General features: G+C 55.3%; 8 protein-coding genes. 3 read left to right on the forward strand and 5 right to left on the reverse strand.

Annotated features, from left to right (window positions below; all coding sequences use genetic code 11):
• Window positions 1-345 precede the first annotated feature (345 nt).
• A complete protein-coding gene (locus tag ABD971_RS23030) occupies window positions 346-1,800 on the reverse strand; it encodes a sulfatase family protein (RefSeq protein WP_339938827.1) in 1,455 nt (484 codons plus the stop codon).
• Between the two features lie 687 nt (window positions 1,801-2,487).
• On the opposite strand from ABD971_RS23030, the gene ABD971_RS23035 reads away from it, so the two are divergent.
• The 3 genes from ABD971_RS23035 to ABD971_RS23045 all read left to right on the forward strand — a co-directional run bounded on the left by ABD971_RS23035 (window position 2,488) and on the right by ABD971_RS23045 (window position 9,151).
• Window positions 2,488-3,405: an amidohydrolase family protein gene (locus tag ABD971_RS23035; RefSeq protein ID WP_339938829.1), complete on the forward strand. Its 918-nt coding sequence runs from the start codon at window positions 2,488-2,490 to the stop codon at window positions 3,403-3,405.
• Between the two features lie 2 nt (window positions 3,406-3,407).
• A complete protein-coding gene (locus ABD971_RS23040) occupies window positions 3,408-6,656 on the forward strand; it encodes a dienelactone hydrolase family protein (protein ID WP_345325968.1) in 3,249 nt (1,082 codons plus the stop codon).
• Between the two features lie 143 nt (window positions 6,657-6,799).
• Entirely contained in the window at window positions 6,800-9,151 is a 2,352-nt protein-coding gene (locus ABD971_RS23045) for an alpha-galactosidase (RefSeq protein WP_345325970.1), read from the forward strand.
• A gap of 560 nt (window positions 9,152-9,711) precedes the next feature.
• Here the strand turns inward: ABD971_RS23045 and ABD971_RS23050 are convergent.
• The 4 genes from ABD971_RS23050 to ABD971_RS23065 all read right to left on the reverse strand — a co-directional run bounded on the left by ABD971_RS23050 (window position 9,712) and on the right by ABD971_RS23065 (window position 13,310).
• The gene (locus tag ABD971_RS23050; protein WP_339938835.1) at window positions 9,712-9,882 is read right to left on the reverse strand and encodes a hypothetical protein; all 171 of its coding nucleotides are present in this window, start codon (window positions 9,880-9,882) and stop codon (window positions 9,712-9,714) included.
• A 119-nt stretch (window positions 9,883-10,001) separates the two neighbouring features.
• Complete coding sequence (locus ABD971_RS23055) at window positions 10,002-11,246, reverse strand: DUF1559 family PulG-like putative transporter (protein WP_339938836.1); 1,245 nt, start codon at window positions 11,244-11,246, stop codon at window positions 10,002-10,004.
• A 508-nt stretch (window positions 11,247-11,754) separates the two neighbouring features.
• On the reverse strand, window positions 11,755-11,919 hold the full coding sequence (locus tag ABD971_RS23060; RefSeq protein ID WP_339938837.1) for a hypothetical protein: 165 nt from the start codon (window positions 11,917-11,919) through the stop codon (window positions 11,755-11,757).
• A 152-nt stretch (window positions 11,920-12,071) separates the two neighbouring features.
• Window positions 12,072-13,310, reverse strand: a complete 1,239-nt coding sequence (locus ABD971_RS23065; RefSeq protein ID WP_339938838.1) for a DUF1559 family PulG-like putative transporter — start codon at window positions 13,308-13,310, stop codon at window positions 12,072-12,074.
• Window positions 13,311-13,396: the final 86 nt, after the last annotated feature.

A 13,396-nucleotide genomic window follows, 5' to 3' on the forward strand; every position in this document is an offset into this window, starting at 1 on the left:
GCCGGCGGTAGGACAGTCGCACAGCGGGCGGGGGTTATAGTGTAACCTAAGTCGCAGCGGGTCGGTCGCCCGCCAGCACCGTCTCGGCTGAGTAACCAACAGAAAGAATTTCGGCGGTCGGCTGAACCAATTGATTTGCACTCGAGCAAATTGACGAAAGACGTCGGACATACGCGGTAGCTGCATGCTGGTGAACGAGTCTGCTTTTTAAGCTACCGCATTTCTCATAACGCGTTAGACGGACACAGGCCAGACGGGCCGAGGGAGGAAGGGGCGTGTAATCTGGATGGCCGCGTTCACCGAGCGGCGTGGGCGTCTACAAGCTTGAGCGAATTGATACCAGTGCTATTGATGATAGTCCTTGCCGTTGATGCTACCGACGACCGAAACCATCCAGCCACTGAGTTCTCGTTTCATCCGTTCCAGTCGCGTTTGCTGATCTGGATCGGCAGCGCGATCCGTTGTCTCCATGGGGTCGTTGGCGAGGTTGTAAAGTTCGTACTTTGTGCCGTTGATTCGATGCAACTTCCACGGCCAGTCGTTCCACGCAGCGTGGCCGGTTGCGACGTCTTCGGAGAACTGCGGGAACTCATCGACGTCCTTGCGGATCCGTTCTGGGTCGTGAGGCAAGGGGGCCCCGGCCTGCTGCTTCTCCATGATCGCTTTCTGGATTCGGTCACTCCAAGTCGCCTGGCCCTGTTGGAAGAGGTGCCAAAAGCCCATCGGCTTACTATGCTTGTCGGCTTCGCCCGAGATAATGTTGCTGATGTCGGTTCCATCAAGAGGGTGCGGAGCATCTAAATGAATTCCGGCCATTGCCAATAGCGTTGGATAGATGTCACACGTCCAGGCGGGTACGTCAGTTCGCCCTTTAAGATTGCTCGCCGGCCATTCGATAATCGCCGGAATTCGCAGACCGCCTTCGTAGATGCTGCCCTTTCGGTCGCGACCACCGGAAGTCGCCTCAACCAGGCCTCCATTGTCGCTGCAGTACCAAAGGATCGTGTCGTCAGCGATGTTCATGGTCTTCAATTCACGACGCAACCGCCCAAGTTGTTGGTCCAGCAGCGTAATTTCACGATAGTACCCGGCATGCTTTTCGCCATCGTAAAGCGATGGGCCTTCGGGAACTTCCTGATGAGGATCATGAGGCGACGGGAACCAGACGACTGCAAACATGGGTTGATCGCGGTCCTTATGTTTACCGAGAAACGCCAGCGTATCGTCCATCGCGATCACCGAACCTTTGCCCTTGCGGTGTTCGATCTTGCCGTTGCGACTCAGGTAGGGATCATTGTCAAAGAAGTTCAGGCCGATGACCCATTCGTCGAATCCCATCCCCGTGGGATTGCAGGGCGAGTCGGGTTGACCGGATCCTAAATGGACTTTGCCGAAAATCCCGGTGACGTATCCAGCCGCTTTCAAAGTTTCTGCAATCGTTTGCTCATGAGGACGCATGTAGCGACCGTGGTTGGTCACTTTGGTTCGAATTGGGTTGCGTCCCGTCATGACGCTGGCGCGAGTTGGCGAACACACCGGCGCCGCGGCATAGAAGCGGTCGAACACAAAACCGTCGTTCGCCATCGCGTCCAACTCCGGCGTCTGCACGAACGGATGGCCATTGTAGCCGACATCCCCCCACCCCTGATCGTCCGCCATGACAAGAATGATGTTGGGCTTGCGATTGCTCTCGGCGCGGTCGATCGCTTTCGAATCCGCGGCCAACGGCGGCTCGGCTCCAGACGCGACGGAAAGCATCAGAATTTCCGCCAGTAGCAACGATTTGATTAGGATTTTCATGTGGGTGTCCGAGGTGCGAGTTGGCAGCGTATTACATCATAGATGCTGTGCATCCGCCATGCATCGAACGAGATGAGGCGAGAAGATGCGTTGGGGGCGGGTGAAGGACCGGGTTGAGGGGCAGGGGGGAAGTGGCAGGAAATTCGTATTGGACAATGGTAAGCAGCTAGGCAGGAGTCTTTCAGTAAATTGGCCATTTTGGCACATGCGGGCTGTTGATTTAGTGAGCCGCTCGCGCGTGAGCGTCCGGGTCCCGCGCATGACCCGGTGCCTTACGGCCCACGGCTCACAACTGCGAGTTGCATTTCGAACAAATCAACAACCCGCTAGCCACGATTCCGGCGCTGAAACGAGGCTAGCGTCCAAACGGCTAACGGGATTTCACCCAATGATTCAAGCCTAACTGCTTAGTTGTCATTCGTTATCCCGCCAGGGCAAGCCCGGCGGAAATGCGTGACTTGCACAGCTTATAAATCACACGCCCCAAGTGGTTATAGACATGAGGCGACGGTAAGCGATTCGGGGTATGCTAAGCAAACACCGCCAGCAGCGTCCGCTTCGAAGCCGGAGGGTTGGCAGGCACCGCTGTGAAGCATTTCACGTAGCCGAACTCGCCAGAGTTTGGATTTTCCGCCGAGCCATCCAAAGTATGGCGATCTCGCGTTTTATCCGATATCCGATACATCCATGAATAAACTCAATCGTCGCGATCTACTTCGTTGTCTTAGCACCCTACCGCTTTCATCGGCTACAGCCTTTGCGGATGACGCCGCGCCGAGCGTGGTTGTTGACACGCATCTTCATTGTTTCGCCGGTCAGGACCGACGTTTCCCGTATCATGCGCGGGCGCCGTATCGGCCCGACGCTGCGGCAACTCCCGAGCATCTTTTGAAGTGTATGGACAATGCCGACGTCGATTTTGCCATCGTCGTTCATCCGGAGCCTTATCAAGACGACCACCGGTACTTGGAGCACTGCTTGAACGTTGGCCAGGGAAGATTGAAGGGGACGTGTTTGTTCTTTGCCGATCGCCCTGGTTCGGTCGAAAAGATGGCTCCGTTGGTTCAGCGAAATCCGGGACGGATCGTTGCCGCTCGCGTGCATGCATACGCGTCTGATCGTCTGCCGCCCTTCGGTACAAAAGAGCTGCGTCATCTTTGGAAAACAGCGTCGGACCTAGGGCTTGCGATTCAACTGCATTTCGAGCCTCGATATGCCCCGGGGCTCGAACCGTTGATTCAAGAGTTTACCGACACAACGGTCATAATCGACCATCTGGGGCGACCGATGCAAGGCACGCCTGAAGAGCATGAGGTTGTTGTTCGCTGGTCACGGTTTCCCAATACGGTGATGAAGATTTCCTCGATACCTGATCAGAACAGTTATCCTCATCGCGATGTGCAACCCATCATTCGGCGTTTGACGGACGCATTTGGCGCGGAACGAATGATCTACGGAGGAGGCTTCAATTCGGGAGCGACCGGAGAGTCCTATCGAGACTATCGCTTACGCGTCGCGGATTTACTGTCACATATGTCGGCCGATGATCGCACGAAAATTCTTGGCGGCACCGCGGCAAAACTATTTGGATTCACCGGTTCCTGAACATGCTTCGAACATCCGCCATTGTTGTTGCCATCCTTTTGTATGTTAGCTCCCACTGCCATCTGCTGGCGGCCGCGGAGCCGCTGGGTTTTACGGAACGGGTGCACGATGCAGTCGAACGATCGCTGCCACTTCTGGAAATCGCGTCGGCCGAAACGGCGCAGCGCCGCACATGCTTCACCTGTCACGGGCAAGCGATGCCGGCCGTGGTCTTTGCCGAGGCCCGCAAACATGGCTTTCACATCGACCCTGACAATCTGCTTCGCCAGCTTGATCATACCTACGCGCATTTGAAACGATCGCAGAAACAATATGCCGACGGTCGAGGCACGGGAGGGCAAGTCGATACGGCCGGTTGGGCTTTGTGGGGACTGGAAGCTGGCGAGCGATCCGCAGACGACATTTCCGATACGGTCGTCGAGTACTTGCTGGGTAAGCAACGTGAGAGCGGCGTCTGGTCGTGCTCGAGCAATCGCCCGCCATCGGAGAAAAGCAATTTCGCGACGACGTACTTGGCGCTTCGCGCGATCGAAAACTTTGGTCGTCCGTCGCATCAGTCGAAGATTGACGAGGTCACGCGGAATGCAGCGAAATGGTTTGAAACCGCCGAACCGAAAGACACCGAGGATCGTGTGTTTCAACTGCTATCTCTGCCCTACATCGGTCTTGATGAGCGCTCCGAAAAACTGATTCAGGACTTGATTTCCCAGCAACGACCCGACGGCGGTTGGGCTCAACTAGCGGAGATGGAAAGCGACGCCTACGCGACCGCAACGGTTCTGTATGCGTTGGCCGAGTCGGGGATTGCGGTAACGGCAGACAGTTACAAACACGGTCTGGAGTATTTACTGCGAACGCAATTGGACGACGGGTCGTGGCATGTCGTATCGCGTAGTAAGCCGTTCCAAACCTACTTCGAAACCGGTTATCCGCACGGCAAGGATCAATTCATATCGACGACGGCGGCCTGCTGGGCAACATTGGTGTTGTTGAAGGTCCTGCCAGAGCAGTCGGCTGCGGAGATTGAAACGCTTGCCGGCACAAAGCCGCTTCAGTGGCCTGAATCGGATCTATCAAGCCGCTTGATGAGCGGAGCTCACAAGTTCGTTGACTCGCAGATCGCCGTCGCCAACGAAAAACGCCACGAACTGGAAATTGATGACATTCAGCAAGCATCGCTTCGATCGGAGCTTCTGTCGGTACTTGGGATTGCCGAACAACGTCTGCCACCGCAATTGGAACAATACGGCGATCAGTTGAACCCGGCACTCGTTGCCGAGTCGGATCGTTTTCGCATTTTTCAAGTTCGCTGGCCGGTGTTCGCCAATGTTTTCGGCGAAGGACTTAGGGTGCAGCAAAAGGAGTCCGCCGTCGGCATGTGCGTTGTGGTTCCCGACGCCGATCAGTCACCCGAGCAATTGCTGGGACTCGCGGGCGGACTCGGCCCCAATGAACAGATTGCGAAGCGACTAGCAGCCAACGGTTTCGACCTGATCGTCCCGACAATCATCAGTCGCGAAAAAATGCAGACCGATGACGAACGGATCATGCGAGCGGACATGACGGATCGCGAATGGATCTATCGGCAAGCGTTCCACATGGGCCGGCACGTGATCGGTTACGACCTGCAGCGAGTGTTCGCAGCCGTCGATTGCTTCGCAGATCAAAACGCTGCCAACAAGCCGATCGGAATTGTCGGCTATGGCGAAGGCGGATTGATCGCGTTGCACGCCGCAGCGATTGACGATCGAATCGACAGCACGCTCGTCAGTGGCTACTTCGACAGCAGTGACGCCGCTTGGTCCGAACCGATCTACCGCAATGTGTGGCGGCGCTCGGTGCGGCTTGGCAATGCCGAAGTTGCCTCACTGATCGCGCCTCGCGAATTGCTGATTGAGCACAGTCCGTTTCCGACCGTCATGCAGCACAAGGGCGACATCGTCACTCCGCCAGCGGAACGTGTGCAGACCGAATTCAACAGGATTCGGCAAACCTCGAAGGAACAAGCCCCACAACTAATCCTCGGTGATAACGAGGGTCCGGCGACTCGTTGGTCCGACAAGGCATTCACTGCATTCCTTAAAAGCTTTGACGCTACAGAAATCGCCACAGTAATCGACGGCCTCGATGACCGACGCGCCGATGCCGAATTGCGAATTGCACAGCGGCAGCAGCGATGCACCGATCAGGCCGAGCAGCACGTCCAATCTCTGGTGCGGCAATCCGAGCACATTCGAGACGACTTCTTTCTGTACAACGTGCACCCGGAATGGAAGAACCAACCTTGGAGCACGAACAAAACGCACGACGTCGTCGCGGATGACGCTTTCATTGCAGCCACCCAAAAGTTCCGCGAGCGTTTTGTTAGCGAAGCAATGGGCCGCTTTGACGTGCCGCTTTTGCAACCCGATGCGCGGACGCGAAAGGTTACAGAAACGGACAAGTGGACTGCATACGACGTGGTGCTAGACGTACACGAGTCGTTGTTTGCCTGGGGCACATTGTTGATTCCGAAAGATTTGAAGCCAGGAGAACGACGACCGGTTGTGGTCTGCCAACACGGTCGCAATGGCGTCCCGCGTGATACGATCGACAACGGCAAGACGGCCTACAACGACTATGCCGCCAAATTAGCCGAGCGAGGCTTCATCACATTTTCGCCCCATAACTTGTATCGTGGTGAAGACGAGTATCGTTGGCTCGATCGCAAGGCCAATGCGATCGGCTGCACGCTGTTCAGCTTCATCATCGCCTCACACGATCAAATGCTACGATGGCTGGATTCATTGCCGTTTGTCGATGGTGACCGGATCGCGTTCTACGGCCTAAGCTACGGCGGTGAATCCGCAGTCCGAGTGCCCACGGCGCTGCCGAAGTATTGTCTATCGATCTGTTCGGGCGACTTCAACCAGTGGACTCGCAAAGTTGCATCGACCGACCAACCATTCTCGTTCATGCGGTCCATCGAGTGGGAGATGCCATACTGGAATCTCGGACACACGTTCGACTATGCGGAGATGACTTATCTGATGTACCCAAGACCCTTCATGGTGGAACGCGGTCATCACGACGGCGTCGGCCGCGACCACTGGGTGGCCCATGAATTCGCCAAAGTCCGCTGGCTGTATGCACAATTCGGAAAATCCGATCGCGTCGGCATCGAGTTCTTCCAGGGCGGCCACAGCATCAATGGTCAAGGTACTTTCGATTTTCTTCACAAGCACCTGAACTGGCCACCACCGCCGCAGTAAGGAACGACTAGAAACAACTTTGTCTTGACCGTTCGGGAATCCGGCTGAATGTCGCACGTCCCGTCCGCAGGACCAACATCCAATCCGCTCGACGCAAAGGAAAGCGGTGGTTACATAACTCGATAAACAAGATCACTCGATTCATGACAAACCTCATTGGCCGATGGCTTGCTGTTGCCGTGTTCCTCCCAACGTTGTGTTTGGCAACGCAAGCGGAATCCAGCCCGAATCAACAGGGCTCGTTCGTAACGCTCGAGAATGCCTTCCTGAAACGCAGCATCTCGACGGTGGGCGAGGTCCACACCACCTCGATCACGAACAAGCTCGACGGCAAGATCCTCACGCCGATATCTGGTCACGCATTTGTTATTCATCTCCGTGATGGCAGGCAACTCAGCTCGGCGGACTTCCGAATCACGGATTTCCGCAAAACTCGACACGGCGAAACCGATAGGCTCAGCATCCAGTTGTCCTGCTCGAAGCTGCTGCTGAAGGCTGAGCTGATTTATACGCTCAACGATAGAGACTTTTTCCTGCGAAAACAGCTCACGCTGACTCCCGAAAAACCGCTGAGTATCGAACGCATCGACCTCGAATCGATGCAGTTGGACGAGGCGTATCAGCCTTACACGATTTCTCAAATCACCGCACAGGGACCCGCTCAGTGGCGGCCCGGGCTCGGTCAACCGCTTTATACAAAAACGACCGGCACTTTCTGGGGTGTCGAATTTCCTGCCGCCGAAAACACGGTACGTGATGGTGTGCTCACCTGCTCGTATTCGGCCGCTAGAACGATTCCCACTGGGGCAACCTTCACCACACACACCTCCGTGATGGGCGTCTCGGACTCGCCCGAATTCATTAAAGACGCGTTCTTCGAATACATCGATCGAACTCGCGTGCGTCCGCTGCGGCTGCAGACCCAGTACAACTCCTGGTTCGACTACGGCGGTAACGTAAACGCGGCGAAGTTCGCCAGCAGCGTCGCGCTGGTTCACCGGCAACTACACAAGCAGCGCGGCGTGCCGCCGCTGCGTGCGTACGTGATCGACGACGGTTGGCAGAACACGAGTGCGGATTGGTCGCAGCAGGTTTGGCAGGTGAACGGAAAGTTCGACGCGAATTTCTCTCGCAGCCGGCAAGCCACCGATGCCGCCGACTCATCGCTTGGCCTGTGGCTCAGCCCCGGATGTCTGTTCGGCGGCCAGGCCGCGATTCCCAAAATGCGTGCCGCGGGTTTTCGTTCGCTCGACCCCTGGATGTCGCTAACCGACCCCGGCTACATGGACAAATTGGAAGAACGCATGACCGGCCTAGCACGTGATGGCGTCAGCTATTTCAAACTGGACGGTGTGTTTGGCCACCTCAACACCCGCAACTTCGATGTGCCCGGTTTCAAGGGCTCCGAAGCAGCGCTCAACGCCCCCCAGTACGATCCGCAGAAGATCCAGTATCTCGCGGCCGGAAGCGAACGCCTGATTCAGATGTTCGCCGCGATGCACGATGCGAACCCGGATGTCTACATCGTCATCTCCAACGGAGCGTGGCTGTCGCCGTGGTGGCTGCAGCACATCGATTCCGTCTGGATGATCAATGCCGGAGACGCTGCGGGTGGCTCCACGCGAACACAAGAACTCGTCTATCGCGACGGCGTTTATCATGATCTTGCCGTCACCGAGAACACACAATTTCCGCTGCACTCGCTGTTTAATCACGAGCCCAAGAAGACCAGCAGCAAAGAGACGAAGGAAACCTTTCGTCAGTATCTGTACATGAACATGTCACGCGGTACCGGATTCGTCGAGCTGTACATCAAACCCTCCGTGTTGCAGGACTACGACTGGGATGTGCTTGCCGAAGGCCTGCACTGGGCGCACGCCGTTTTTCCGACTTTCAAAAGGGCACGCATGCATGGCGGGAATCCGAAAGCAGGCGAGCCCTACGGCTACACCGGCTGGCTGCCAACACAGGGTTATATCTCGCTCCACAATCCGTCGGATGAAACGCAAACGTATACACTCACGCTCGACCGCAGCTTTGGGCTTCATCCGGACGCCAAGAACACCACCTACTTGCTTTCGTCACCCGTCGCAAGCTGGCTCGACGGTCTGAACGAGCAATACCGTTACGGCGATTCGCTCCGTTTCACGCTCAAGCCCCGCGAGATCCGTGTTCTCAACTTCGACGTCACAGAGCGTGATTGGAAAACCCTTGTCGCGCTACAGACTCGCACCGCGGACGACTTCACACCTCCTCAACCTATCCCAATCGCAGACCACGCCATCCTCGGTATCTGGAAATACGGCCCGCACACCCGTGAGTTCAAAGCGGATGGCACTTGCACGCTGCGTTCCAGCGGCGTCGAGCAATGGACAAAAAACTTTGTCGCCAACTCGCCGACGCAGGTGACCATCGAAGGCACCTATGGTCATAAAATCCAGAAAGACGGCAGCTTGAACATCGAGGGCAGGTACACTGCGACGAAGGTCAAATAAGCCCACCGCTGCCACCATTTCGGCGACGACAATAGACGCCCTACCGGAATTTCATGTAGCCGAACTCGCCAGAGTTTGGATGTTTCACCAAGCCGTCCAAAGTCTGGCGACTATCCCTACTGGCAGAATGGGTAGAAGGTTGGCTTGAGTTTGAGTGGATGCCTGATCCTGGCGATTCGTGATAAAATGAGACCGAAACAACTGTCTTCCTCAGAGCAGGTGGAGCCTGGAATTGGCTAATGGGTCGTGATTTCAGATGCGATTTCATGATCAGCGCAGCGACGAACACTCAACAAGCGGATTGAGCAAGACAAGAAACGGGGCAGGTACCTTTGTTGTGCGTCAATGCTGTGCGTCAAACGCTTCAAATTCGCCGTCTTTTTGAGAGATCGCATTCCGCCGATTGGCCCGTTTCCGCGTGGGGTAAACCGCACCGGCCTCGTCACGTCGGTCAGAGCAAAAAAAATCGAGGGCAGCCCGATGGCTGCCCTCGATGGTCGTTTACTTGATGCCGGAGACTCAGGACGCTGATCGATTGATGCGTCGAGCCTCCCGATTAATCAATCGGGTTGTCCCTGACCTGCTTTTTCTTTTGCATCCACAGCCGCCTGGATTTCTTCGGCTGATCTTTCTGGCACGATCATTTTTGGCGGGCCGCCCGAATCGCAACCCGCGAGGGCCATCGAGATGCAACTGATCGCCAATAACAAAATTGGTTTCATTTGTTTCATTTGGTTTCTCATCATTTGTAGTTGTTACTGAATGTCTCGCAACGAGGCCTACCTACGTTTTAGCAAGCGGAATGAGCCGCCTCACGAGACAGAACACTGATTTGCAAACACGCGGTTGACTAAAGCGGATCCGAAACGATTTCGCGAGATGCTCGAGTCCCTAATGCGCCCCAAAGTCCATATGGGCTCGCACCGCCGACAAGGTTGTTATTTGAACTGCTGTACCAATAGGGCGTTGCAGCTTCTGCATTACCTGCTTCGATCGAATCGGTGACAAATTTGATGGCACCGTCTCCCATCAACACATGCGTACCACCTTGGTGACGACTACTTGTGGACATGGGACCACCATAGGTCGCCGAGTTGCTCGAAGTCGTACAGGCAGCACTATTGGGTGCGTGCAGAGTGTAGAAACCCGAGAACACAGGCCCCCAATCGGCCCAGCGATACCCACGTTTGTCAGACGACGGCATCAGGGACACGCCGGAAGCCTGCCAAAATTTTGGACGGGCGGGATCAACAAGATCGTCGCATAGACCAGGCTCGAGAAAGGCCTGGCCGGCCGAAGGTGCCTGGGTTGACGAGGCAGAAACGATGCCTAGATCGGTGCGTACATCACGATCGCCTAGGTCGGTTGCAATTTCGCCACCCATGATCGTATTCGACAATCCATCGAGCGTATCACGAAACTTCATCGCTACTCGCGGACGAAACATCCCACGATGACTGCCGCGTGCCCGCTCGCCTGCGGTGGCTTCCGAAACGCCACCGGGATAACCTCGATGATCGCCCCAAGGATGAGGGTCGGTGTAATGGTAGACGTAGATTCCATCACCGAGACAACACGCGTAATTGGTGCGGCCTTGTGCTGGTAGTCCCGTTCCAGGATCACTTGGGCAACGGAATCCTGGAATCTCGCTCGCCCATGGCACGTAACCGTCTTGGGTCCAAGGGTTGGGCCCCATCGGACTCCACGGGCCGGTCATGGCGGTACCGGTCGTATTTTCGAGACTTGGGTTCGAGATTTTTTCCCACAACGCTTGCTGTTCAATGAACGGGGTCAAGCCAACGAGAAAACTGAGACGCCGCGAACTGCGACCACCACCCGAGGTGATATTGCCTCCGCCGTCGCCAAATCCATTGCCGTTTGCACCGCCGCCTTGGACCGGCATTTGATTGAACGTCGAATGATAGTTGTGAATTGCCAAGCCAATCTGCTTGAAATTATTGCTACAACTCATTCGTCTAGCGGCCTCACGAGCCGCCTGTACCGCCGGTAACAGAAGCCCGACGAGCACTCCAATAATTGCGATCACCACTAGTAACTCAACTAGCGTGAATCCCTTCGAAAACTTCGATTTCATTGCCTACCCTTTTTAAACTAAACAGAAAAGAAAACTGAATGTGACACACTCGCGAGACTGCTTGAGTGAAGCCTTCGTGTGTCGTAATGGGGACGCGAAAAACCCAAAGGGGACGCGGCAAGAATCGGAATGTTGCGTAGGTACAACGCATTCCCCACTTACAACATCATCCTAGAATTCATCCACAACGAGTGCTTGGACAAATTAGTTGCTATATGAAGTATTTGCGCACAACAGAAATTTGCCAACACATTCTCAACGTTTTGCAACTGCGATCAGGGCAGGCAAAAGGGGGCGCCCAATCACCCCATCCGCCCCGCACTAACCTGCAATTTCGTCCCGTCGCAAATTTGAACTCACTTCAACGCCGTCTCGAATGGAGCGCAAAAAAAGCCCACCTCATTCGGCCTTGCCGACGGAGATGGGCTCTTGTGACGCAACAAAACCACGCGGACGGTGAGAATCAGATCCCGCTCCCGTCTTAGGCTCGTTTCTCGTCAATCGTAATTCACTCAGCATATTCTGGCGGAGGGGGATCATTCAGTTCGGGATGATCCTTCAACAGCTGCTCAACATCAGAAGCGCTATAGCTTTTTTCTACTTTCTTCTCTGCGCAACCCACAGAGCACACCGCCAATAACAAAACAACAAACGAAACCACGCGAACGTTCATAACAAACTCAGATTCCTGAGGAAACAATAAGACAACTCATCTCAAGTGCAACGAGATTGATTTCGCTGCCCTCAAACACGAGAAAACAAAAGAACCAGCAACCAAGCGTGCCCGAACTCCGGGCACGCTTTCTACAAGATGGCACTTAGCGATTAAATCTCATCGCTAAGCACTTCTCGAGAAGCTCGGGTGCCCAACGCTCCCCATACTCCAAACGGACTCGCCGAACCGGGCATCGACATCGGGTCATCGTTCTGGCTGTCGACAGAGACCATTGCTCGGCCACCCAGATTTCCCGCGTCAATGGAATCCGTCATGAATTTGACAGCTCCATCGCCCATCAAAACGTGAGCACCGCCTTGGTGCCGGCTACTCGGTGGGCACACAGCTTCGGATTGGTGCCAGTTCAGGCTGAAGCACATCTCTCGGTTTGGTGGCAGGACGGTGTAAACCCCCGAGTGGAGATGCAAGCCCCAAGCCCAGCGATAGCCACGCCGATTGTCAACGGCGCTCGAGGTGAAAGGAGCACCTGAATCCCAGAACAAAGGTCGATTCGAATCGACAAAGGTTTCGCATGACAATGCACCGCCCGTCGATTTCAACGGTCCGGTTGGGCCGGAGGTACCGTTGACAGGAGTCGATCGTTTGTCATTGTCACCAATGTCGGTGATCATTTCCCCCATCGCGATTGTGTTCGACAAACCATCCAACACATCACGAAAGGCGGATTTCAACTGACTCTTGAAAAAGCCTCGGTTGCTGGCGTTGGCTTCCTGGAAGATGGTTGTCGATTTCGCCGTCCCATTCGTGTTATAGATCTGGCCAAGATTGGTCACATCGACAGAGTCTCCCATGCATACGCCGTAATTAGTACGGCCCATCGCAGGAAGCCCGACACCTGGATCGCTCGGGCAACGGAACGTTGGAATATCCGATTCGAACGGATCGTAAGGGCCAGCATCGGACGCAACGAGACGGCTGAACGCACGGCCAGGGTATGGCCCCATAGCCGCGTAGACGTTTCCGGCTCCGGGTTCGCCCGCAGGAACCTGGTACGGATTTGAGATTTGCTCCCAAAGCGCTTGCTGTTCGATGAATGGCGTAAAGCCGACCAACGCGGACAATTCAAGACTGTTGCTTCCTGGAGTCTTTTCTCGGCCCGAAATCAACGTGGAAGTCCCACCGCCTTGGGTAGGCAACTGCTGATAGGTCGATTCGTAATTGTGCATCGCCAAGCCGATTTGCTTGAAGTTATTGCTACAACTCATTCGCCTAGCAGCCTCACGAGCCGCTTGCACCGCCGGCAACAAAAGCCCGACGAGCACCCCGATAATCGCGATCACCACCAGCAGCTCGACTAGTGTGAATCCCTTTGAAACCTTCGATCTCATTGCTTACCCTTTTAATCTAACCAGATAAAAAAACGTGATGTGATACACCCGCAAGACTCACTTAGTGAAGCCTTCGAGTGACGCAG

Origin of the sequence: Novipirellula rosea (genome assembly GCF_039541335.1) — a bacterium.
Classification (GTDB): Bacteria; Planctomycetota; Planctomycetia; order Pirellulales; family Pirellulaceae; genus Novipirellula; species Novipirellula rosea.